The 21183-nt window shown below is 65.3% G+C and carries 20 protein-coding genes; 12 read left to right on the top strand and 8 right to left on the bottom strand.

Annotated features, from left to right (window positions below):
• Positions 1-44 precede the first annotated feature (44 nt).
• Genes amrA through EBN1_RS18555 form a run of 3 tightly spaced genes read right to left on the bottom strand, consistent with a single transcriptional unit; the run spans position 45 to position 2717 of the window.
• Positions 45-599: an AmmeMemoRadiSam system protein A gene (gene amrA / locus EBN1_RS18565; protein ID WP_011239523.1), complete on the bottom strand. Its 555-nt coding sequence runs from the start codon at positions 597-599 to the stop codon at positions 45-47.
• Positions 577-1404 (bottom strand): AmmeMemoRadiSam system protein B, encoded by an 828-nt coding sequence (gene amrB / locus EBN1_RS18560; protein ID WP_011239522.1) that lies wholly within the window; start codon positions 1402-1404, stop codon positions 577-579. The genes amrA and amrB overlap by 23 nt, the downstream gene beginning before the upstream one ends.
• Before the next feature lie 41 nt (positions 1405-1445).
• Entirely contained in the window at positions 1446-2717 is a 1272-nt protein-coding gene (locus tag EBN1_RS18555; protein ID WP_011239521.1) for an MgtC/SapB family protein, read from the bottom strand.
• Positions 2718-2958: 241 nt separating this feature from the next.
• Between EBN1_RS18555 and EBN1_RS18550 the strand changes: the two genes are divergently transcribed.
• The 5 genes from EBN1_RS18550 to thpR all read left to right on the top strand — a co-directional run bounded on the left by EBN1_RS18550 (position 2959) and on the right by thpR (position 7588).
• On the top strand, positions 2959-3987 hold the full coding sequence (locus EBN1_RS18550) for a type I glyceraldehyde-3-phosphate dehydrogenase (RefSeq protein WP_011239520.1): 1029 nt from the start codon (positions 2959-2961) through the stop codon (positions 3985-3987).
• 113 nt (positions 3988-4100) lie between these two features.
• A complete protein-coding gene (ipdC, locus tag EBN1_RS18545; RefSeq protein ID WP_011239519.1) occupies positions 4101-5723 on the top strand; it encodes an indolepyruvate/phenylpyruvate decarboxylase in 1623 nt (540 codons plus the stop codon).
• 69 nt (positions 5724-5792) lie between these two features.
• Entirely contained in the window at positions 5793-6494 is a 702-nt protein-coding gene (gene ispD, locus EBN1_RS18540; RefSeq protein WP_011239518.1) for a 2-C-methyl-D-erythritol 4-phosphate cytidylyltransferase, read from the top strand.
• A 1-nt stretch (position 6495) separates the two neighbouring features.
• A complete protein-coding gene (gene ispF, locus EBN1_RS18535) occupies positions 6496-6993 on the top strand; it encodes a 2-C-methyl-D-erythritol 2,4-cyclodiphosphate synthase (RefSeq protein WP_011239517.1) in 498 nt (165 codons plus the stop codon).
• Complete coding sequence (gene thpR / locus EBN1_RS18530) at positions 6983-7588, top strand: RNA 2',3'-cyclic phosphodiesterase (RefSeq protein ID WP_011239516.1); 606 nt, start codon at positions 6983-6985, stop codon at positions 7586-7588. The genes ispF and thpR overlap by 11 nt, the downstream gene beginning before the upstream one ends.
• Positions 7589-7607: 19 nt before the next feature.
• Here thpR and EBN1_RS18525 read toward each other — a convergent pair whose 3' ends face one another.
• Positions 7608-8249, bottom strand: a complete 642-nt coding sequence (locus EBN1_RS18525) for a glutathione S-transferase family protein (RefSeq protein ID WP_011239515.1) — start codon at positions 8247-8249, stop codon at positions 7608-7610.
• Between the two features lie 196 nt (positions 8250-8445).
• Here EBN1_RS18525 and EBN1_RS18520 point away from each other — a divergent pair, with 196 nt between their 5' ends.
• On the top strand, positions 8446-8925 hold the full coding sequence (locus EBN1_RS18520) for an aminoacyl-tRNA deacylase (protein WP_011239514.1): 480 nt from the start codon (positions 8446-8448) through the stop codon (positions 8923-8925).
• Positions 8926-9056: 131 nt separating this feature from the next.
• Here EBN1_RS18520 and EBN1_RS18515 read toward each other — a convergent pair whose 3' ends face one another.
• The 3 genes from EBN1_RS18515 to EBN1_RS18505 form a co-directional block, all read right to left on the bottom strand.
• A complete protein-coding gene (locus tag EBN1_RS18515) occupies positions 9057-9497 on the bottom strand; it encodes a host attachment protein (RefSeq protein ID WP_011239513.1) in 441 nt (146 codons plus the stop codon).
• Positions 9498-9768: 271 nt separating this feature from the next.
• Complete coding sequence (locus tag EBN1_RS18510; RefSeq protein ID WP_011239511.1) at positions 9769-10587, bottom strand: M90 family metallopeptidase; 819 nt, start codon at positions 10585-10587, stop codon at positions 9769-9771.
• A 5-nt stretch (positions 10588-10592) separates the two neighbouring features.
• Positions 10593-11486, bottom strand: coding sequence for a DMT family transporter (locus EBN1_RS18505; RefSeq protein ID WP_011239510.1), 894 nt, complete (start codon positions 11484-11486; stop codon positions 10593-10595).
• A gap of 96 nt (positions 11487-11582) precedes the next feature.
• Here EBN1_RS18505 and EBN1_RS18500 point away from each other — a divergent pair, with 96 nt between their 5' ends.
• On the top strand, positions 11583-13784 hold the full coding sequence (locus EBN1_RS18500) for a RelA/SpoT family protein (RefSeq protein WP_011239509.1): 2202 nt from the start codon (positions 11583-11585) through the stop codon (positions 13782-13784).
• Positions 13785-13847: 63 nt separating this feature from the next.
• Here EBN1_RS18500 and ppk1 read toward each other — a convergent pair whose 3' ends face one another.
• Positions 13848-15929 (bottom strand): polyphosphate kinase 1, encoded by a 2082-nt coding sequence (gene ppk1 / locus EBN1_RS18495; protein ID WP_041646588.1) that lies wholly within the window; start codon positions 15927-15929, stop codon positions 13848-13850.
• Positions 15930-16121: 192 nt separating this feature from the next.
• Here ppk1 and ppx point away from each other — a divergent pair, with 192 nt between their 5' ends.
• The 5 genes from ppx to EBN1_RS18470 are packed head-to-tail and all read left to right on the top strand — an operon-like array spanning position 16122 to position 21145.
• Entirely contained in the window at positions 16122-17624 is a 1503-nt protein-coding gene (gene ppx, locus EBN1_RS18490) for an exopolyphosphatase (RefSeq protein WP_041646587.1), read from the top strand.
• A 9-nt stretch (positions 17625-17633) separates the two neighbouring features.
• On the top strand, positions 17634-18758 hold the full coding sequence (locus EBN1_RS18485) for an MlaE family ABC transporter permease (protein WP_011239506.1): 1125 nt from the start codon (positions 17634-17636) through the stop codon (positions 18756-18758).
• Positions 18755-19534 carry an ABC transporter ATP-binding protein gene (locus EBN1_RS18480; protein ID WP_011239505.1) on the top strand — a complete coding sequence of 260 codons (780 nt, stop codon included), beginning with the start codon at positions 18755-18757 and terminating at the stop codon, positions 19532-19534. The genes EBN1_RS18485 and EBN1_RS18480 overlap by 4 nt, the downstream gene beginning before the upstream one ends.
• A complete protein-coding gene (locus tag EBN1_RS18475) occupies positions 19534-20469 on the top strand; it encodes an MlaD family protein (RefSeq protein ID WP_011239504.1) in 936 nt (311 codons plus the stop codon). The genes EBN1_RS18480 and EBN1_RS18475 overlap by 1 nt, the downstream gene beginning before the upstream one ends.
• Positions 20470-20488: 19 nt before the next feature.
• Positions 20489-21145 (top strand): ABC-type transport auxiliary lipoprotein family protein, encoded by a 657-nt coding sequence (locus EBN1_RS18470; protein ID WP_011239503.1) that lies wholly within the window; start codon positions 20489-20491, stop codon positions 21143-21145.
• Positions 21146-21183 lie beyond the last annotated feature (38 nt).

The following is a 21183-nucleotide window of genomic DNA, read 5'->3' as shown; positions in this document are numbered from 1 at the left end:
GAAAGTCTGCCGCCGAACCTCGAGTCGCGACCGGGCCGATCGGATCACTCACGCCACTTGCATACGGTGTAGGTTGCGGCCAGAAGGGTGCCGATGGGGTGATCCGGCCTCAGTCCGGCTTTGCGTTTGAGCGCTGCGACGAACTCGCGCGGTTCCGACAGCTGTTCCCACACTTGCGGCAGGAAAGTCGCGCTGCGGCAACTGCCGGAAAGAATCAGCCCGTCGATGCCGGGGCGCAACTGGCGCAGCAGATCGACTTCGTCGGCGAACTCGAGGAACTGCGGTTCCGATAGCAGAGACACTTCGATCCGGATGGCGTTCAATTCGTCCGCGGCGACCGGGAGGAAGCGCGTGTCGCGTGTCGCTGCGGCCACGGCGTTGAGGGCGACGTCTTCGCCGAGAGCACGTTGCGGGCGCAGGCTGCCGATGCAGCCGCGTAATTCGTCGTGGAGCTTGAGGGTCACGAAAGTGGCGGCGCGCTGCGCGAGGCGCTCGTCATCCACGAACGGGTCGTCGGTGAGCCTGAGGTGACGTTCGAGCGCGCGGCGCGCATGGGCGAGCAGCGTCAGGCCAAGCTCAGTGTCGGGCAGCGCGGGCATCGGTGCGAGACTCCGAGAATGCAATGCTGGCGTAGCCGACGACGCGGGAACGGTCGCCTGCGGTATCGCCCGAGTTGCGCAGGTCGAGCAGGTGCGGCTCCAGGCCGTGTTGTGCCGCGGCACGCAGCAATCCGTTGACCGGCGTCGCCCCGCAGGCCTGATCGTGTTCGATTCCGGTGCGAAGCGTCAGGATCTGGCCGACCGTGGCGCGGTCGCAGCTTTGTGCCTGGCCGTACGAGTGGTAATGCGAGAGGTCGGAGCTGATGACGATCAGCGTCTCGGGGCCGCCCCACAGCGTTTCGAGGATCTCCGCTACCGCTTCGGCGCTGGCGTTCCCGACGAGCAGCGGAACCAGTTCGAAGGTGTCGAGCGCCATCTGCAGGAAAGGCAGCTGGACTTCGAGACTGTGTTCGGCGGCGTGCGGGCGATCGTCGACGACGACATCCGGCCGCGCCTGGAGCGTCTCCCAGCCGCCGCGACTCATCGGGACCTGCCCGAGCGGCGTGGAGAAGAATTGCGCCGCCGGCAGGGCGAACCCCCTGACCGCCATGCGATGCGCAGGACCCAGGAGCACGACGCGCCGCACCACGTCGCGCAACCCGGCCAGATTTGCGTATGCCGATGCTGCGACGGGGCCCGAATAGACGTAGCCCGCGTGCGGCACGATGAGGGCTTTCGGTGCGGACACCGTTTCGAGCGGCACCGCAGCCGCCAGCATTTCTCCGATCTGGGCGCGCAATGCGTAGGGATCGTCCGGATAAAAGTAGCCGGCAACCGCGGCCGGCCGAATCGAAGCAGTGGCCATGGAATTCCTCGTTGGAGTGCGAGCACGGGAAGGTGCTGCAATTATAGGCCGCTGCCGGATAGCGCGTGCCAGGCCGTGCCGGCGGCGAGGCCGAGCCCGATTGCACTCATGCCGCGGAAAATCCTCTTGCCCAGCTCGCGTCCGCCGAGGACGACGGCGAGCACTGTCTTGAAGCCGAGATTGGCCATCATCGCCACGCCGATCGCGATCACGGCCGCGTCGGCGGAGAGTCTCTCGAGGAAAAACAGACGCATGCTCGACAACGCGATCGCGTCCATGTCGGCGAGGCCCGACACGGCGGCGAGCGCGTACAGGCCCTGGGCGCCGACGATGTCGGACAGCCACGCCGAAACGAACAGAATGACTCCGTACAGCGCCCCGAAGCCGAGCGCCGCGCGCAACTCGGTGGGGTTGCGCGTTTGCGGGAGCACGGCCTCGCTGCCGGCCGGAATCCGCCAATACCAGATCAGCGTTCCCAGGCCGAGCACCAGCGCCGGCAGGATCACGATCGCGAGCTTGGCGAGGAGCCCGGGTGCGACGACTGCAGCGATCAGCGCGATCCGGATCATCATGACGATGTTCGCGAGGATGATCACCAGCGCTGCCACTGGAGTCGAGGACGGCGTGACGCGACTGTCGCGGGCATGGATCAGCGTCGTGGCGGTGCTCGACGCGAGGCCTCCGGCGATGCCGACCAGCGCCGCTCCGTAGCGCGCGCCGACAAGCCGGAGGATCGCGTAGCCGGCGAAACTCAGACCTGATATCAGCACCACCATCCACCAGACCTGGCGAGGGCTGACTGCGCCCTGGGGATCGATGGGGCGGTCCGGGAGGATCGGCAGGATCACGAGCGAGAGCACGCTGAACTGGATGATCGAGATCCAGTCCTTCGATTCGAGCCGGGTGGCCATGCCGCGCAGCTCGGTCTTGAAATACAGCAGGATCGTCGTCGCCACTGCGAGCATCACCGCAACCGTCGCATGGCCGAGCCACACTGCCGTACCGAGGCAGTAGCACAGCAGCAGGGCCGCGACCGACGTGGTGCCCGGGTCGGTCGCGTCGGGATGGCGAAGATAGGCGGCAATGATCATGACCCCGAGGATCGCAAGGCCGAACACGAATGGCGCAACGCTGTCGAAATGCTCGCCGAGCATGCCGATCAGCGCGCCGAGCAGGCCGACCAGTCCGAACGTGCGCAGCCCGGCGCGGGCCGAAGCGACACGCTCGCGCTCCAGGCCGATCAGCAGCCCGATCCCGATCGCGATCAGGAAAGCCTGAATCTGTGCCGCGTCGAAAGGCTTCGAGAAAGGCATGCCGTCACTCCCGGTTGTTCTTGAAGGTCTTCGTGATAGTGCATGCCGACTGGTTCGTTACTCTATTCGATTCGCGCGGACGGTCAAACGGCGGGCCGTGCGGCAGGGTCGGCGACATGTCGTGGCTGAATCGTTCCGTGTATTCTGCCGGTTTGGGCGCCGGCCTCGCCGGTTCGCAGTAATTCAGCAGACATAACGGAGCAGGGGTGGATTCATTTTTTTGGCAGGCGAGAGACGCGAAATGAGCAGTTCGCTGCGTATCGCGATCAACGGGTATGGCCGCATCGGCCGTTGTTTCCTGCGCGCGCTGTACGAGTCGCCGCTGAAGAACACGCTGCAGATCGTGTCGATCAACGAGCCGGCCGACCTCGCGACCATTGCCTACCTGTCGCGCTTTGATTCCACGCACGGCGTTTTCCCGGGAAAAATCGAAATCGGAGCCGATTGCCTGATCGTCGATGGACGCAAAATCGGCGTCACGCATGCCTGTGTGCCCGAGGAGGTCGACTGGAAGGGGATAGGCGTCGACCTGCTGATCGAATGCTCGGGTTGCTACACGCAACGCCAGGATTTCGATCGCTTCGTCGAAGCCGGATGCGAACGGCTGCTGATCTCGCAGCCCGGACGCAGCGCGCAGGACGTCGATCTCACGGTGGTTTATGGCATCAACCACGGCGAGCTCGGCAGAGATCAGCGTATCGTGTCCAACGCCTCCTGCACGACGAACGCGGTCGTCCCCGTCCTCGACCAGTTGCACCGCGCGTTCGGTATCGGCCATGTTTTCCTGACGACGCTGCATTCGGTGATGAACGACCAGCCGCTCATCGACGGTTATCACCATTCGGATCTGCGGCGCACGCGTTCGGCGATGCAGTCGATGATCCCGGTCGGAACGGGACTCGCCCAGGGCGTCGAGCGCTTCCTGCCGCAACTGGCAGGACGGGTACAGGCCAAGGCGATCCGTGTGCCGATCCTCAACGTCTCGGCGATCGACGTCGTCGTCGAACTCGGCTGCGACGCGACCGCGCGGGAAATCAACCTGCTTCTCTCGGAAGCCGCAGCGGCGCAGCCGGGCCTTATCGCCTATTCCGTCGATCCGCACGCGTCGATCGACTTCAGCCACAATCCGCACTCGGTCATCGTCGATGGCAGCCAGACGCGCATCAACGGCCCGCGCTTCGCGAATCTGCTGCTGTGGTTCGACAACGAATGGGGCTACGCGAACCGGATGCTGGACGTCGCGAACTACTGGAGCAAGCGGTTCCGCTGAGAGGCGTCGCGTGGCGGCGCGACACGAAGTTGCGCGAAAGCCACGAAAAACGAAATTTCATGCTCGGCAAGCGCGCGTATTCTGGCGTCTCCCACCCGATACGGATGACTGCCATGAACCTGTCACAGGCCCTGCTCACCGCGCTGCGCGATCATGGCGCACGCGAGATATTCGGCATTCCCGGCGACTTCGCGCTGCCTTTCTTCAAGATCATCGAAGAGTCGGGAATCCTGCCGCTGCACACGCTCAGCCACGAGCCGGGCGTTGGATTCGCGGCGGATGCGACGGCCCGCTATCGCTGCTGCCTCGGCGTCGCCGCGGTGACCTACGGTGCGGGGGCGCTGAACATGGTGAACCCGGTCGCCGGCGCGTATGCGGAAAAATCGCCTGTCGTCGTCATTTCCGGCGCACCCGGCGCGGGCGAGTCGCATTCCGGGCTGCTGCTTCATCATCAGGCCAAGACGCTGGATTCGCAGTTCGAGATCTACCGCGAGATCACCTGCGACCAAGCGCGCCTGACCGATGCGCGCAGCGCTCCGCGCGAAATCGCACGTGTGCTGGCGAGCTGCCTGCGTGAGTCGCGGCCGGTCTACATCGAGCTGCCGCGCGACATGGTCGGCGTGCCGTGCGAACCGGTGATCCCGCTCGTGCCTCCCGCGTCGGATCGTGAAGTGCTGTCGGCATGCGTGGACGAGATTCTCGTTCGCCTGCGCAGCGCCGCGTCGCCGGTGCTGATGGTAGGGGTCGAAGTGCGCCGCTTCGGCCTCGAAGCCAAGGCGGCGGAGCTCGCACGACGGCTCGGAGTGCCGGTCGTGACCAGCATCCTCGGCCGCGGGCTGCTCGCCGGCACGGATGCGCCGCTCGTCGGCACCTACCTCGGCGTCGCCGGACAGCAGCAAGTGACCGATCTCGTGGAGCAGTCGGATGCGCTGTTGCTGCTCGGGGTCATCATCTCGGACACGAATTTCGGTGTGTCGTCGAAGCAGATCGACCTGCGCAAGACGATCCAGGCGCTCGACCGTCGAGTCACCCTCGGATACCACACCTATCCGGAAGTGCCGCTCGCGGCGCTCGTCGACGCGCTGCTCGAACGCCTCGACAAGAAGATTGCGCCCGCGATGCGTTTTGATCCGCCGCACTATCCGCGCGGGCTGCAGGCCGACGACGCGTCGATCACGCCGAACGACATCGCGCTGGCGATCAACGACCTGATGGACACCCACGGCCGGATGCCGATCGCGGCCGACGTCGGGGACTGCCTGTTCACTGCGATGGACATCGAGCCGACTGCGCTCGTCGCGCCGGGCTATTACGCAACGATGGGATTTGGCGTCCCCGCCGGCCTCGGGCTGCAGGCGGCCTCCGGGGTCCGGCCGCTGATCCTCGTCGGCGACGGCGCGTTCCAGATGACCGGCTGGGAACTCGGCAACTGCCGCCGCTACGGCTGGGATCCGATCGTGATCGTGTTCAACAATTCCTCTTGGGAGATGCTGCGCACTTTCCAGCCGGAATCGGCCTTCAACAACCTCGACGACTGGCGTTTCGCGGCGATGGCAGACGGGCTCGGCGGCGACGGGGCGCGGGTCGGCACGCGCGCGGAACTGAAGGCGGCGCTCGACCATGCGCTGGCAACGCGGGGGCGTTTCCAGTTGATCGAGGCGATCATCCCGCGTGGCGTGCTTTCGGACACGTTGTCGCGCTTCGTCGCCGGCGTGAAGCGGCTGTCGCAGAAATGACGGCGGCGCCGGCACCGCGCGACAGGTCGTCTTGGCGGGAGCCGGCATCGCGCGGGTAGAATCCGCGCCATGCAGAACTTTCAGCCCCGTCATTTCGCAATCGTCCCGGCGGCCGGCAGCGGCAGCCGCATGGCAACGTCCCGGCCGAAGCAGTATCTTCCGCTGCTCGGCAAGCCGCTGATCTTCCATTCGCTCGCCGTGCTGTGCGCGGCGCCGGACGTCGACAAGGTGTTCGTCGTGCTTTCGGTCGAGGACGCCGAGTGGCGCCGTCACGACTGGTCCGTGCTCGGCCCGAAGCTGGTGCCGCTTTTTTGCGGCGGCGGGACGCGGGCCGACAGCGTGCTTGCAGGGCTGCGCGCGGTGGCCGACGAGATCGAGCCATCGGACTGGGTGCTGGTGCACGACGCCGCGCGCCCGTGCCTTGCGCCGTGGCACATCGAGAAGCTGGCCCGGGAGCTCGCGCGCGACGAGGTCGGCGGCCTGCTCGCCGTGCCGGTCGCCGATACACTGAAGCGCGCTGACGAGCACCGTCAGGTCCTCGCCACCGTGCCGCGTGAAAACCTGTGGCAGGCGCAGACGCCGCAGATGTTCCGCCATGTGATGCTGCGCCGCGCACTGGAAGCGGCGACAAATGCCACGGACGAGGCCAGCGCGATCGAGGCTGCAGGCTTGCATCCGAGACTCGTCGAGAGCGACGCGACGAACCTGAAAGTCACTTATCCGCTCGATCTGCACTTGGCCGAGTGGATCCTCACAAATCGGGGAAGCTGAAGTGAAAGCTCCATTCCGTATCGGCCAGGGGTTCGACGTGCACGCGCTGGTGCCGGGGCGCGCGCTGATCGTCGGCGGCGTACACATTCCGTTCGAGCGCGGCCTGCTCGGGCATTCGGACGCCGACGTCCTGCTGCACGCGCTGACCGACGCGCTGCTCGGCGCCGCCGGCCTCGGCGACATCGGGCGACTCTTTCCCGACACCGACGCAGCCCACGCGGGCGCCGACAGCCGCGTACTGCTGCGCGAAGCATTTGCGGCCGTGCGAGCGGCGGGCTTCGGCGTCGTGAACGTCGATGCGACGGTGATCTGTCGCGCGCCCCGCATTCTTCCTCATGCGCCGGCGATGGTCGCGAACATCGCCGCCGACTTGGGCATCGACGCGGCGGCAGTCAATATCAAGGGCAAGACGACCGAAAAGCTCGGTTTCACTGGCCGCGGCGAAGGCATCGCGGCCCAGGTCGTCGCGCTGCTGATGCGACATGGCGATGAAACCTGATCCCGCGGCGCCGGGAAAACCTTCGCGCGTGTTCTTCGCGCTGTGGCCGGACGCCCGCGTCGCGAAGCGCCTGGATGAACTGGGCGCCGAAGCGCACGCGGAATGCGGCGGGCGCCGGACGCGATGCGAGACGCTGCACCTGACGCTCGCGTTCATCGGCGACGTGTCGCCGCAGCGCCTCGCCGAGTTGATCGCGGTCGGGAACGAGGTACGGAACGACCGCGAGGCGACCTCGTTCACGCTGCGCCTGGACCTCCTCGGGAGCTGGCGCCACAACCGCATCGTCTGGGCCGGCGCGCAGAGCTGTCCCGCGCCGCTGGCCGGACTCGTCGAGCGACTCAACGGCGCGCTCGAAGCGGCCGATTTTGCCGTCGAGCGGCGCCCGTTCGCGCCGCACGTGACGCTGCTGCGCAAGGCGCATACGCAGGTTTCGACACGCTGCGTGGACCCGATCGACTGGCCTGTCGACGGCTTCGTGCTCGTCGAGTCCGTGCAGACCAGCACCGGCGCGCATTATCGGACGCTCAGGGAATGGCGAGCGGGGAAGGGCGGGGGCGAAGGTGCAGACAGCCGGGGCGCCGGGAAAAGCGGCTGACGCTGCTCCTGCGACCGCTTCAGGTCCAGTGAGCCGGCCAGGTGCGAGCGAAGTAGGACAGCGCTTCGACCCGCTTCATCCACGCTGCAAGCCGGGGGCCGATGCGCGCGCCAATTTCCACGTCCGGCTTCCTCTTCTCGATTCGCAGCGCCAGCGCGATCAACGGGTAGAGCGTGAAGTCCGCCGCGGAGAGCTCGCCTGCCAGCGTGTCGCCCGCGATCATCGTTTCCCACAGGCCGAGTTCGCGTGTGAAGGCGTCGCGCGAGCGCGCGATCGTTTCCTGCTGCCATTCCGCTTTCGGCGTGTAGAGCACGTTCGCGACGAGCTCTTCCAAGGGATTCGCCAGATACTGGTCGGCCTCACGGACCATGCGGCGGATCAGCGCGCGTTGCCGGATATCGCCCGGAAACAGCAGCGGCGTTTCGTCGTAGCGTTCGTCGAGGTATTCGAGGATCGCTGCCGATTCATAGAGAGCGAGCCCGTCATCGACGATTGCCGGCACTTTCTGCCGCGGGTTGATCGCCGTGTATTCGGGTTTTTTCAGGTCTCCGGCATCGAACGACAACGCCTTGAGTTCGTACCGCAGATGCTTGTGTTCGAGTGCCAGCCAGACGCGCCAAGCATAAGGCGAACCGGCGCCGTAGTAGAAACAAAGAGCCATTGCGAACCTCCCACGCTTTGGAAACCTGCAAACGTCTTGCGAATCCCGATCCTGCGGCGCGACTCCGCCCGGTAACCGCGCGGGCGGCCTGCCCGCAGTGCAGGATGCCGTGTTGCGTCCTAAAATGAAGTGTCGGAATGAAAGGTCGAGGAGGCGGGCGGACCAGCCGCCCGAATCCCGATCCAGGAGGATCGTCATGGCAATCGCATCAAAACTCCAGGAATACATGAGCGAACACGGCTTGCGGTACGACGTCCTGACGCATCCGCATTCCCACAACAGCATGGAGACCGCGCAACTGGCGCGGGTGCCGGGTAACTGCCTGGCGAAATCGGTCGTGCTCGAAGACGACGACGGCTTCCTGATGGCGGTGTTGCCGTCCACCCAGCACGTGCAACTCGGCTGGCTCAGCAAGGCGATGCAGAGCAACTTGCGCCTGGCGTCCGAGGACGAGTTGTCCGCCCTGTTCGCCGACTGCGAACCCGGCGCGGTCCCGCCCGCCGGCATCGCGTATGGCATGCGGATGGTCGTCGACGACGCCTTGGCCGAACAGCCGGAGATCTACTTCGAGGGCGGCGATCACGAGAAGCTGATCCAGATGAGCTGCGAGGATTTCATGACGATGATGGAAGAGGCGAAACACATCCGGTTCGGCGAACATTACTGGCGGCATTGAGCGCCTGCGTTCGAGCCGAATGAATGCGGGGCGCCTGGCGCCCCGCAGCTCTTCGAGGTCACGCATGCTGCGACCTCATCGTCTCCTGGACAGAGACGTTCGAAGAATCAGGCTTTCGAAAAGTCAGGAATTCAAAGGAACAGGCATGCCCCCAGCCGCTCACGCAGTACGGGCTCGGATTCCTTCGTGTAATCCTTTTCAAAACGATCGGTGATCAGCTGCGCTGTCGGTGTGTCCAGCACCGCGTTGAGCATGCCCATGAAGGCAGGCGGTGCGAACACGATTGCGCGGCTGAACTCGTTCTTGGCTCGCCCGAGGTACAGTTCCTGCGCAATCTGTTGCGCGAACAGCTTTGCTTCGTGGGTTTTGGGGAGAGTCTGAGGCTGCGCTGAACCTTGCCCGTTGCCGACCGACGCCATGGTGCCGGGACGGTCGGTTACAAGTTCGGAATTTTTCCGTCTGCTTTCCGGATGGATCAGTTCCTTCACCAGTGTGAGTCCCTTGTTCGGACCGAGGTTTGCATAGAGCTTCGCCAGGCTGGCATTGGCAACCAGTATCCAGGTTATAACCATGAATCGTCCTCCGAGAGATAGATCGGGTGGTCTGCCGATTGTGGCTCTTGCAGCTTAGACGGACGCCAGATACGTGGCAAACTCATTTTGCCGTGAACGTCAACCGACCACTCCGGGCCTGCCAATGACGCCTGCTCCGGAAGAGCTCTATTCCCCAGGATTTATTTATTTGGCATCAGGTTGCTTCTGCAACTCGCGGGTCGGAATGCTCCATCGCCACACCGGTCGCTCGCTTGGGCGCGGTAGACGATGAGCCGACGCTTGGCGGCGTTCATGATCCAAAGGTGCGTAGTGGGCGGCCGTCATGGCACCGCCTTTTGTCGCGGACGCGGCGTTCGCCGGCGGCGAGGTCCAGCCTGTAGAAGCGCGACAGCTGCTCGTATACGCGGGGAAGTTCCTGTTCGAAAAGGCAGGGTGTCTCGAAGAATGCCTCGGAAGCCACGGCGAAAAACTCGCCTGGACTGTCGGCGCCGTACGGGTCGAGCAGCGTTTCCTCGCCGGCGTCGACCTGTTCGCAAAAACGCTGGTAGGCGTCGGTGAACACCTTGGCCCAGGCCGCTCTGCTCATGCCCTGCGGCAACAATGGCAAGCCGTCGACATCGCCGTTCTGCATGTCCAGTTTGTGGGCGAACTCGTGGATGACGACGTTTACCCCTTCCGGCCCTTCGCCTTCGCGATGCCACGATACCAGCACCGGGCCCCCTTCCCACGCTTCTCCGAGGACTTCGTCGTCGTATTCGTGCACGACGCCGGCGTCGTCCGTTTCATGTCGCGGAATCACGAAATCGCCAGGGTAGACGATGACCCCGACCCAGCCGCGGTACGCATCCAGGCCAACGCAAAGGATCGGCAGGCAGGCCTGGAGGGCGATCGTGAGCATCATCTGGTCGGTGAGCGCCATGCCGTGCGCGCCGTGGAACTGCTTTTCCGCGAGGAACTCGCGTGCGAGTTGCCGCAGGCGCTCGCGGTCGGTCGATTCGAGATAGTCGAGAAACGGCAGCTTCGTCTCGACGCTGGTCCATAACGCGTCCGGCACCCGTATCGCAGCCAGGCGGCGTGCCTTCCGCCATTTGCGCAGGAAATTCAGCATCGCGTTCAGCCGGCGGGTTTGCGCGTCGTCAGGAAAATGCCGGCGAAAACCAGCGCGATACCGGCAAAGTGGAACGGCTGCGGGCGTTCGCCGAGAAAGATCGCCGCGAGCAGGGCAGTGAACACAGGCATCAGGTGGATGAACAGGGATGCGCGGCTCGGCCCGACCGCCGCAACGCCGGCGTTGAAGAACACGTAGCCGAGAAAGCCGGGGAAGATGCCGATGTAGAGAATGCCTGCGAACGTCGCCGGGGACGGATCGATGAGCGTCCCACTGGCAATCTCCCACGCGTACAGTGGCGCGAGCCCTGCGACGCCGACGGCGGTGAAGGCGGCGAGCAGCAGCATCGGCTCGATGCCGGCCGGCCGCCATTGCAGGCCGACTGTGTAGATGCCCCAGGTCAGCACCGCGAGCAGCATCCACAGGTCGCCGGTGTTGAGGCTGAAACCGAGCAGTGTCGCCAGGCTGCCGCGCGCGACGATGATCATCACGCCGACGAGCGACACGACGACGCCGGCCGCTTCCAGGCGTGTCAGCCGCTTGCCGAGGAGCAGGAACGCCAGCGCGATCGTCGCTACCGGGGTGAAGGAATTGAGCAGCGTCGCGCTGGTTGCAGTCGTGTATTGCAGCGCGATGTACGCGAAGGTGTTGTAGCAGCCGACGCCGATGAAGCCGAGCACGACGATGGCGCGCCAGTGCGTCTTCATGCGGGGCCATTGCGCGCGCAAATGGGGCAGCGCGAACGGCAGCGTCAGCGCGAATGCGATCGTCCAGCGCCAGAATGCGAGGGTCATTGGCGGAACGGCTTCGCGCAGGCCGCGCCCGATCACCATGTTGCCCGCCCAGAACAGCGAGGCCAGCGTCAACAGCAGGTAGGGGTTGGCGAAGCGTTTTTTCATTGGTCCTGTTTTCCGTGGCAGGCCGGTGATGATGGCACAGCGCGGAATCGTCCGCAGCGGGCGGAGATGACAGCCCGGGTATGGGATAATCCGCCCATGGTCTCCGTCACGCATGCCATTTCACAGAACGACGCCGTTCCGCCGGTCGAGCTGCTCGCCGACGGTCTGGGCGCCGACGATCGCGCACTGATCGAAAAAGCCCTCGAACTGGCCCGGGGCGCCTACGAAAATCACGTGCTCGGCACCGGCGAGTCGGTGTGGACCCATGCGATGGGGATGGCGCTGATCGCCGCGTCGCTGCGACTCGACGTCGAAACGCGCGTGGCCGCGTTGCTGTTCGCCGTCGGTGACTACGGCGAGGACCCGATCGAGACCGTAACGGCGCGCTTCGGCGACGGGGTCGCGCGCCTCGTCGAGGGCTTGCGCAAGCTCAACGGCCTGCGCCTGCTCACACGCATGACGGCGACCGCGACCGCGCCCGAGATCCGCGCGCAGACCGAAGTGCTGCGCAAGATGCTGCTGGCGATGGTCGAGGACATCCGCGTCGTTTTGCTGCGGCTCGCATCTCGCACGCAGACGCTGCGTTATTTCACCGAACAGAAAGGTGAAATCCGCACCGACGTTGCGCGCGAGAGCCTCGACATCTACGCTCCGCTGGCGAACCGGCTCGGCGTGTGGCAGCTGAAGTGGGAACTCGAAGACCTGTCGTTCCGCTTCCTTGAGCCGGAGACGTACAAACGGATCGCGAAGATGCTCGACGAGCGCCGCGTCGAGCGTGAGAGCTTCATCCAGGAAGCGATCGAACGGCTCAAGCGCGAGATCGCGGCGGTCGGCATCAAGGCCGAGGTGTATGGGCGGCCGAAGCACATCTACAGCATTTACAACAAGATGCGCGCGAAGCGGCTCGATTTTTCGCAGGTGTACGACATCCGCGCGTTGCGGGTGCTGGTCGGCAACGTGCGCGACTGTTACACGGTCCTGGGCATCGTGAACCAGATCTGGCAGCCGATTGGCCAGGAGTTCGACGACTACATCACGAAGCCGAAGGGCAACAACTACCAGTCGCTGCACACCGCGGTGCTCGCCGGTGATGGTCGCGCGGTGGAAGTCCAGATCCGCACGCACGACATGCACAAGCACGCTGAACTCGGGGTCGCGGCACACTGGCGCTACAAGGAAGGCCAAGGGCACGGCGGCGATTACGACGAGAAGATCGCGCTGCTGCGCAGCCTGCTCTCATGGCGCGACGAGATCGCGGATTCCGCCGACTGGGTCGAGAAGTTCAAGCGTGCCTCGCTCGACGACGCGATCTACGTGTTGACGCCGCAGGGCAAAGTCGTCGATCTGCCGCGCGGTGCGACGCCGATCGATTTTGCGTACCGCCTGCACACCGATCTCGGCCACCGTTGTCGCGGCGCCAAGGTCGACGGGCACCTGGTGCCGCTCAACACGCATCTCGAGAACGGTCAGACAGTCGAGATCACCGCGGCGAAGGAGGGCGGTCCGTCGCGCGACTGGCTCAACCCCGTGCAGGGCTATGTGGCGACGGGCCGCGCGCGTACCAAGATCAAGCAGTACTTCAATCAGCTCGAAGAGAACGAGTTGCTCGCGCGCGGGCGCGCCGTCGTGACGAAGGAGATGCAGCGCGAAGGGCAATCCCAGGCCAACATCGACGAGATCGCCGGCAAGCTCGGCTTCAAGAATGCGGAGTCGATGTTCGTCGCTGCCGGTCGTGGCGAAGTCGGGCCGCGCGCGGTCCATCTCGCGCTGCGCGACACCGGGGAACCTGCGCCGGAGGCGGCCGATTCCGGAATGGTGATCGGCCAGAGCCGCGCCGGCGATTCGAGCGACAAGATCCTGATCGTCGGCGTCGGCAAACTCCTGACTTCGCTCGGACGCTGCTGCAAGCCGGCGCCGCCGGACGCGATCGAAGGGTTCGTCACGCGCGGGCGTGGCATCTCGATCCATCGCGTTGACTGTCGCGATTTCCAGCGCCTCGCAGGCAGCCATCCGGAGCGGGTGATCAAGGCGGACTGGGGCGAGCAGGCGTACAACAACCGCCAGTCGGTGTTTCCCGTCGACATCGCGGTGCAGGCGGCCGACCGCCAGGGTTTGCTGCGCGACATCTCCGAAGTGCTGTCGCGCGAAAAGCTCAACGTCATCGCGGTCAATACGCTGACGAAGAAGGGGACTGCGTACATGCGCTTCACGATGGAGGTCGGCGGCGTCGCGCAGGTGCAGCGCGCCATCACGCTGATCCGCGAAGTGCCCGACGTCATCGATGCGCAGCGCAAGTAGGCCCGGGCTTGCCCGCCGAAGGCCGGCAGGACTTTCGAGCGCCGCCGGGCTGCCGCCGGCCTTTCAGCGGCTCGCCGACAGTTCCGTGAGCAGGACCATCTGCGCCGCCCGGCGCACGCTGCGCGGCGTCTTGCGGCGATAGCGCCCGTCTTCGAGCATCTCCCAGGCCTGGCAGTTGTCGCCGAGGTAGGCGCGCAGGCCTTCCTTGATCACGCGCCGTTTCAGGCGCTGGTCGAGCACCGGAAACGCGATCTCGATGCGACCGAAGAAATTGCGGTCCATCCAGTCGGCGCTCGACAGGTAAACCCGGTCTTCGCCATCGGCGCGGAAATAGAAGATCCGATGGTGTTCGAGGAAGCGGCCGATGACCGAGCGCACGTGGATGTTCTCCGACAGCCCGGCGACGCCCGGGCGCAGCGCGCACGGCCCACGCACGATCAGGTCGATGTCGACGCCGGCCTGCGAGGCGGCATAGAGCGCCTCGATCGTTTCCGGTTCCAGCAGCGCATTCATCTTCACCATGATGTGGGCGCGGCGACCCGCACGCGCGAGTTCGGCCTCGGCGTTGATCGCCGCGACGACGTTCGACTGCAGCACGAACGGCGCCTGCCACAGGTGCTTCAGCGTGCTCGCCTTGCCCAGCCCGGTAAGCTGCTTGAAGACTTCGGCGACATCCTGGCCGATCTCCTCGTTGCATGTGAGCAGGCCGAAGTCGGTGTAGAAGCGCGTCGTGCGCGGATGGTAATTGCCGGTGCCCATGTGCACATAGCGGCGCAACCCGTTTTCTTCCCGCCGCACCAGCATCAGCAGTTTCGCGTGGGTCTTGTAGCCGAACACGCCATAGACGACATGCGCGCCGACTTCCTCGAGCCGGTTCGCCCAGTTGATGTTCGCCTCCTCGTCGAAGCGTGCCATCAGTTCGAGCACGACTGTGACTTCCTTGCCTTTCTGCGCGGCGCGCACGAGATGTTCCATCAACACGGAATCGGTCCCGGTGCGATACACCGTCATCTTGATCGCCAGCACCTGCGGGTCGTCGGCTGCTGCCCGCAGCAGGTCGATGACCGGCGTGAAGCTCTGGAACGGATGGTGCAGCAGCACGTCCTGCTTGCGGATCGCGTCGAAGATCTCGCGGCCTTTTTCGAGTGCTTTCGGCAGGCCCGGCAGGAAAGGCGGGTAATTCAGGTCGGGACGGTTCACCCAGTCCGTCACCTGCATCAGGCGCACCAGGTTGACGATGCCCGGCATGCTGTAGAGATCCTTGGGGCCGAGCCGGAAGTGCTGCAGCAGGAACGCCGCCATCTTTTCCGAGCAGTTGTCCGCAATTTCCAGTCGCACCGCGTCGCCGAAGTGGCGCTGCTGCAGTTCGCCTTTCAGCGATACGCGCAAGTCCTTGACTTCTTCTTCGTCGACGAACAGGTCCGAGTTGCGCGTGACGCGGAACTGGTAGCAGCCCAGCACGCGCATCCCGGAGAACAGCTCGCCAACGTGTGCGTGCAGCACCGACGACAGAAAGACGAAGCTGTATTCGTGCTCGCAGATTTCGCGCGGCAGCCGGATCACGCGTGGCAACGCGCGTGGCGCCTGGACGATCGCGGCGCCCGAATCGCGGCCGAAGGCGTCGAGCCCTTCGAGTTCGACGGCGAAATTCAGGCTCTTGTTGAGCACGCGCGGAAACGGATGCGCCGGATCGAGGCCGATCGGAGTGAGGACCGGGATCACTTCGCGCAGGAAATAGTCGCGCACCCATGCACGCTGGGCGTCGGTCCACAGGGGCCGGCGCGGAAACACGATGCTTTCGGCTGCGAGCGCCGGCAGGATGTCGTCGTTGAGCAGTTCGTACTGCTGAGCGATGATGCTGTGGACCTCGAGACTGACGCGGTCGAGCAACTCGGTCGGCAGCAGGCCGTCATTGCCCGCGGTACGGCTGCCGAGGCGGATCTGTTCCTTGATGCCGGATACCCGGATTTCGAAGAATTCGTCGAGATTGCTCGATACGATGCACAGGAAGCGCAAGCGCTCGAGCAGCGGAACGCTGTGATCGGCCGCCTGGGCCAGCACCCGGCGCTGGAACTGGAGAAGAGACAGCTCCCGGTTGATGAAATGCTCGGGGGGGAAAACCTGGCTTAGCGGGGGCCTGTGCATGGGTCTCATTATGGCTGGAGTGTGCCTGCCGGGATTATGTGACAAATGTGTTGCAAATGCGTGAACGTGCGCTGGTGGGCATGACAAGCGCGAATCGGCGCGGAATCCTGCCCTGATCGGGCGCAGCTTGTGCCACGGGGCCGGGTGGTAGAATGTCGGCCACTTCGACCTGCGCGATTGCGTGCCTACACGATGATGCAAGAACTGATCGCAGCGATCGACCTCGGTTCCAACAGTTTCCGGCTGCAGGTGGGCCGGATCGTCAATGATCAGATCTATCCGCTCGACGGACTCAAGGAAGCGGTCCGCCTTGCCGCCGGCCTATCGGCCGACAAGCTGCTCGATGTCGCGGCCCAGCAGCGCGGGCTGATCGCACTGCAACGCTTCAACGAACGTCTGCGCGGTTTTCCGCCCGATGCGGTACGGGCGGTGGCGACCAACACGCTGCGAGTGGCGAAGAATTCCCCTGCGTTCCTCGTTCGTGCCGAAGCGGCGCTCGGGGTGCCGATCGAGGTGATCGCGGGGCGTGAAGAAGCACGCCTGATCTATGTCGGGGTCGCGCATACGCTGCCCGATCCGCATCGCCAGCAGCTCGTCGTCGATATCGGCGGCGGCTCGACCGAATTCATCATCGGCAAGAGCTTCGAGCCGATCCGTCTCGAGTCCCTCTACATGGGCTGCGTGAGCTTCAGCCTGCAGTACTTTCCCCGCGGGCGGATCGACAAGCGCGGCTTGCGGGAAGCCGAACTGGCGGCCCAGCACGAGCTTCAGGCGATCGCCCATTCGTACCGCGAAACCGGATGGGAAGTGGCGGTCGGGTCGAGCGGATCGGCCAAGGCGCTTGTCGAGATTCTCGTGCAGAACGGATTCTCGGAAAGCGGCATCACGCGGGATGGGCTGGAACGGCTGAAAGCGGCGATGCTGCGGGCGGGCAGCATCGATCGCGTCGATCTGGCGGGCCTCAAGGGCGATCGCCTGCCGGTGCTGCTCGGGGGGCTCTCGATCATGTCGGCGGTATTCAAGGAGTTCGACCTCGAGCACATGGTGTTTTCGGAAGGAGCGTTGCGTCTCGGGGTGCTCTACGATCTGCTCGGCCGCTACCACCACCACGACTTGCGCGATGCCACGGTCAACGCGTTCGTTACGCGTTATCGAACGGATCGCAAGCAGGGCGCCAGCGTTGCCGACACCGCTTCCCACCTGCTGGCGCGCCTGGTTCCCGAAGCTGCCGAAAGCGACCACCCGGACCGCCGCTTCCTGCGCTGGGCGGCGATGCTCCATGAAATCGGCGTTTCGGTCGCGCACTCGAGCTACCACAAGCACAGCGCCTACATCCTCGCCAATGCCGACATGCCGGGCTTCTCGCGCATGGACCAGGGGCGCCTGGCGCGCATCGTGCTGGCGCATCGCGGCAAACTGGAACGGGTGGCAGCAATCGATCCGGAAAGCCGTGACTGGCTGCTGATCGTGTGCCTGCGCCTCGCCGTGATCGTCCATCGCGCCCGCGACGGACGGGGCATCCCGCCGATCGATATCGAACGCGACGGGCGCGGCTTCGTCGTCACCGCTCGCGATGGCTGGCTGCAGAAGTTGCCGCTGACCGCCGCTGCGCTCGAGGAAGAGCAGCGGCAGTGGCTGTCGGTCGGACGCAGCCTCGTGCTGCGCATGTCGCCTGGCCGGGCGCTGGTCGCCTGACGCCGGATCGTGCGCGCGCCCACCGCAAGCTGCGGATCGTCGGCCGGAAGTGGTGCGAGGCCCGAATGTCGGCTGGAGGGTGACTGGACGCTGCGCGCGCTCGCCCCGCGCGCCGACGAATTCCGCCGCCTGCTTGCCCGCGCGGGACCTGCGGCGAGCTGGAAACTCGACGGAGTGACGCGGCTCGACAGCTTCGGCGCGACGCTGTTGTGGCACGCGTGGCGCGAACAGTGGCCGCAGGACCTGAGCGCGGACGACGAACTGCGGGCGGTGATCGGCCGTATCGAAGCGACGGCAGCCGAGCCCTTGCCCGAAGCGCGGGCCTTCACGCTGACTGACGCCATCGTCGTGCTCGGCGCGGGCCTCCTCGGTTTTGCCAATCATCTCGCTGCTTTTGTGCAGCTGGCGGGACAGCTGTGCCTGGACATCGCATATCTGCTGCGTCACCCGCGCGACTGGCCGCTGCGCGAGATTTCGGCCAATCTCTACAAGGTCGGCGCCAGGGCCACGCCGGTCGCAGCCCTCGTCGGCTTCCTCATCGGCGTGGTATTGTCCTATCTTTCTGCGCTGCAGCTGCAGGCTTTCGGCGCGGACATCTACATCGTCAACATCCTCGGCCTGGGCATCGTCCGGGAGCTCGGACCGGTCCTCGTTTCGGTGCTGGTGGCCGGGCGATCGGGTTCGGCGATGACCGCGCAGCTCGGCGTGATGCGCGTCACCGACGAGCTCGATGCGCTGTCGGCGATGGGCATTTCGCGCACGGTGCGCCTGGTCTTGCCGAAAGTGGTCGCGCTGACGGTGGCGATGCCTTTGCTCGTGCTGTGGACTTCAGCCGTCGCGCTGTTCGGCGGCATGGTGTCCGCATGGGTGCAACTCGATCTCGGATTCGGTTTTTTCCTCGACACGCTGCCACGCGTCGTACCCGTTGCGAACCTCTACATCGGGCTGGCGAAGGGCGCGGTCTTCGGCTTGTCCATCGCGCTCGTGGCCTGTCATTTCGGCCTGCGCGTGCGGCCCAATACAGAGAGCCTGTCGGCCAACACGACTGCGTCGGTGGTCTCGGCGATCACTGTCGTGATCCTCATCGACGCGGTGTTCGCGATTGCGACGCGTTCGATCGGAGTGCCCGGATGAGCGACGGACCGGTCATCGAGCTGCGCGGCATCGTCACCCGCTTCGGCAGCAATCTCGTGCACGACGGAATCGACCTGTCAGTGGCCCGCGGTGAAGTCGTGGCTCTCGTCGGCGGCTCCGGCAGCGGCAAGACGACGCTGCTGCGACACATGATCGGGCTGACGCGCCCGGCGCGCGGCGAGGTTTCGCTGTTCGGCGAGCAGCTGTTCTCGGGCAGTCTTCCCGTGCAGCGGGCACGGCGGCGGCGCTTCGGCGTGCTGTTCCAGCAGGGGGCGCTTTTTTCGGCGTTGAACGTCGCCGAGAACATCGGGTTTCCGCTGCGCGAATTGCGTGTCGTGACGCCCATGGAGATCCGCGATCTGGTTGCGTTGAAGCTGGCGATGGTCGAGCTCGAGCCATCGACCGCGCTGTTGATGCCTGCCGAGCTGTCGGGCGGCATGGTGAAGCGGGTCGCGCTCGCCCGCGCGCTGGCGCTGGAACCCGAGTTGCTGCTGCTCGACGAGCCCACCGCCGGGCTCGACCCGGACCGCAGCGCGGCGTTCGTCGAACTCGTGCGCTCGCTGCAGGCCCAACTCGGGCTGACGGTGGTGCTGGTGACGCACGACATCGACACCCTGGCGGCACTGTCGTCGAAGGTGGCGATCCTCGCGGAACGGCGGATTATCAGCTACGCCCCATTGGAAGAAACCATGGAACTCGATCATCCTTTCGTCGCGAGCTTTTTCCGTGGCGAACTCGGCAGGCGGGCAATCGCACGGAGCAGGGGGGAAACCTGATGGAAAACCGCACTCACGCGCTCGCCGCCGGATTGTTCGCGCTGCTGCTTGGTGCCGCACTGGTCCTCGCACTGTGGTGGTTCTCGGATGAACGGCAGCCGACACGGGATTACGTTCTGGAATCGCGCGGCAGCGTCACCGGCCTGAACGTCGAAGGGCAGGTGCGCTATCGCGGCATGTCGGCAGGCAAGGTGACCGATATCCGGCTCGACCCGCAGGACCCGTCGAAGATTCTCGTTGACATCCGCATCCGCGAAGACCTGCCGATCACGCGCAGCACCCGCGCGCGCCTGGGCTACCAGGGCGTGACGGGAATCGCGTACGTGCAGCTCGACGACAGCGAGGAGAACCCGGTGCCGTTGACCGGCGATCCACCCCGGCTGGTGCTGGAGCCGGGCCTGATGGAACAGCTGACCGACAGCACGCTGGATGCGATGAAACGGGTGACGATGATCGCCGACCAGCTCGCGCAATTTCTCAGCGACGACAACCTCGGAAGGCTGCGCAACACCTTGCAGCATCTGGATTCGGCCGCGGCCGGGATCGATCGCACTTTTGCCGACGCGCCCGCAACGCTCGAGGCGATCCGCTCCGCGCTGAACCAGGACAATCTGAAGAAATTCGCCACGACGCTCGCGAACCTCGAGCAGGCAAGCGGCGACGCCGTGCCGGCGGTCGCCGAAATGCGCGCCCTGATGTCGCGCCTGCAGACGACCGCGGAGAACCTCGACGCCGCGATGGCCGCCACGGGCGAAGGGCTGATCGACAACACGCTGCCCCAGCTCAACGTGTTGCTGAAGGAGCTGACCGGGACCTCGCGCCGGCTTGGAAGCCTGATCGAAGAGGTTCAGGCATCGCCGCAGATGTTGTTGAGCGGCCGCTCGCAGCGCCCTCCGGGCCCTGGCGAGGACGGGTTCGAAGCGGACCGGAAATGATCGGACAGGAAACTGCGCAATGTTGATGTCGATGAAGGCAGGACGATCCGGACTGCTCATGCTGGCGCTCACGACGGCCTTGGGAGGATGCGGCAACCTCGGGGTGCCGGCCGAGCGCTTCACTTTTTTCGACCTGGGGCTCGTGGAGCCGGTCGAGACGGCGCTGGAATTCCCGCCGACGCGCGTCGACGTGCGGGCGCCGTCATGGTTGTCGACCGGTGCGATGCAATACCGGCTCGATTATCGACAGCCGGCGCAGCGGGAAGCGTATTCCGAGACGCGCTGGGTCGCGGAGCCGGCCGAAATGCTGCGCGTTGCGCTCGACCGCGCGCTGACGATGAATGGGACTGCGAACCGAACCGCGAACCGGACCGCCGACGGCGAATGCCGCTTGCGTATCGAGCTGGACGAATTCGTACAGGTGTTCGACAGTGAACAGAGCAGCCATGCAACGATCGTCGCCCGTGCTGCGCTCCTCGCTCCGCGCAGCGATGCCGAACTGGCACATCGCACGCTCGTCGTCAGCGAGCCGACGCCGACCCCGGATGCAGCCGGCGGCGTGTTTGCCTTCCGGCGGGCCGTGCAGCGGCTGGCGCATGACGTTTCATTCTGGCTGGCGAGCCTTGACCCTGAAGCGGCCCAGGGATTGAATACCTCAGGACGCTGCAAACGCTAGCGGCCCGCATCCACCTCACTGCAATAATCCTGACTGCG

This window comes from Aromatoleum aromaticum EbN1 (assembly GCF_000025965.1).
GTDB classification, from domain to species: Bacteria; Pseudomonadota; Gammaproteobacteria; order Burkholderiales; family Rhodocyclaceae; genus Aromatoleum; species Aromatoleum aromaticum.
This window is presented reverse-complemented; position numbering and strand designations above follow the sequence as displayed.

Excerpts from the sequence above, each read along its gene's own strand:
- amrA (WP_011239523.1), bottom strand. The coding sequence starts at position 599 with ATGCCCGCGCTGCCCGACACTGAGCTTGGCCTGACGCTGCTCGCCCAT.
- amrB (WP_011239522.1), bottom strand. The coding sequence starts at position 1,404 with ATGGCCACTGCTTCGATTCGGCCGGCCGCGGTTGCCGGCTACTTTTAT.
- EBN1_RS18555 (WP_011239521.1), bottom strand. The coding sequence starts at position 2,717 with ATGCCTTTCTCGAAGCCTTTCGACGCGGCACAGATTCAGGCTTTCCTG.
- EBN1_RS18550 (WP_011239520.1), top strand. The coding sequence starts at position 2,959 with ATGAGCAGTTCGCTGCGTATCGCGATCAACGGGTATGGCCGCATCGGC.
- ipdC (WP_011239519.1), top strand. The coding sequence starts at position 4,101 with ATGAACCTGTCACAGGCCCTGCTCACCGCGCTGCGCGATCATGGCGCA.
- ispD (WP_011239518.1), top strand. The coding sequence starts at position 5,793 with ATGCAGAACTTTCAGCCCCGTCATTTCGCAATCGTCCCGGCGGCCGGC.
- thpR (WP_011239516.1), top strand. The coding sequence starts at position 6,983 with ATGAAACCTGATCCCGCGGCGCCGGGAAAACCTTCGCGCGTGTTCTTC.
- EBN1_RS18525 (WP_011239515.1), bottom strand. The coding sequence starts at position 8,249 with ATGGCTCTTTGTTTCTACTACGGCGCCGGTTCGCCTTATGCTTGGCGC.
- EBN1_RS18520 (WP_011239514.1), top strand. The coding sequence starts at position 8,446 with ATGGCAATCGCATCAAAACTCCAGGAATACATGAGCGAACACGGCTTG.
- EBN1_RS18515 (WP_011239513.1), bottom strand. The coding sequence starts at position 9,497 with ATGGTTATAACCTGGATACTGGTTGCCAATGCCAGCCTGGCGAAGCTC.
- EBN1_RS18510 (WP_011239511.1), bottom strand. The coding sequence starts at position 10,587 with ATGCTGAATTTCCTGCGCAAATGGCGGAAGGCACGCCGCCTGGCTGCG.
- EBN1_RS18505 (WP_011239510.1), bottom strand. The coding sequence starts at position 11,486 with ATGAAAAAACGCTTCGCCAACCCCTACCTGCTGTTGACGCTGGCCTCG.
- EBN1_RS18500 (WP_011239509.1), top strand. The coding sequence starts at position 11,583 with ATGGTCTCCGTCACGCATGCCATTTCACAGAACGACGCCGTTCCGCCG.
- ppk1 (WP_041646588.1), bottom strand. The coding sequence starts at position 15,929 with ATGCACAGGCCCCCGCTAAGCCAGGTTTTCCCCCCCGAGCATTTCATC.
- ppx (WP_041646587.1), top strand. The coding sequence starts at position 16,122 with ATGATGCAAGAACTGATCGCAGCGATCGACCTCGGTTCCAACAGTTTC.
- EBN1_RS18480 (WP_011239505.1), top strand. The coding sequence starts at position 18,755 with ATGAGCGACGGACCGGTCATCGAGCTGCGCGGCATCGTCACCCGCTTC.
- EBN1_RS18475 (WP_011239504.1), top strand. The coding sequence starts at position 19,534 with ATGGAAAACCGCACTCACGCGCTCGCCGCCGGATTGTTCGCGCTGCTG.
- EBN1_RS18470 (WP_011239503.1), top strand. The coding sequence starts at position 20,489 with ATGTTGATGTCGATGAAGGCAGGACGATCCGGACTGCTCATGCTGGCG.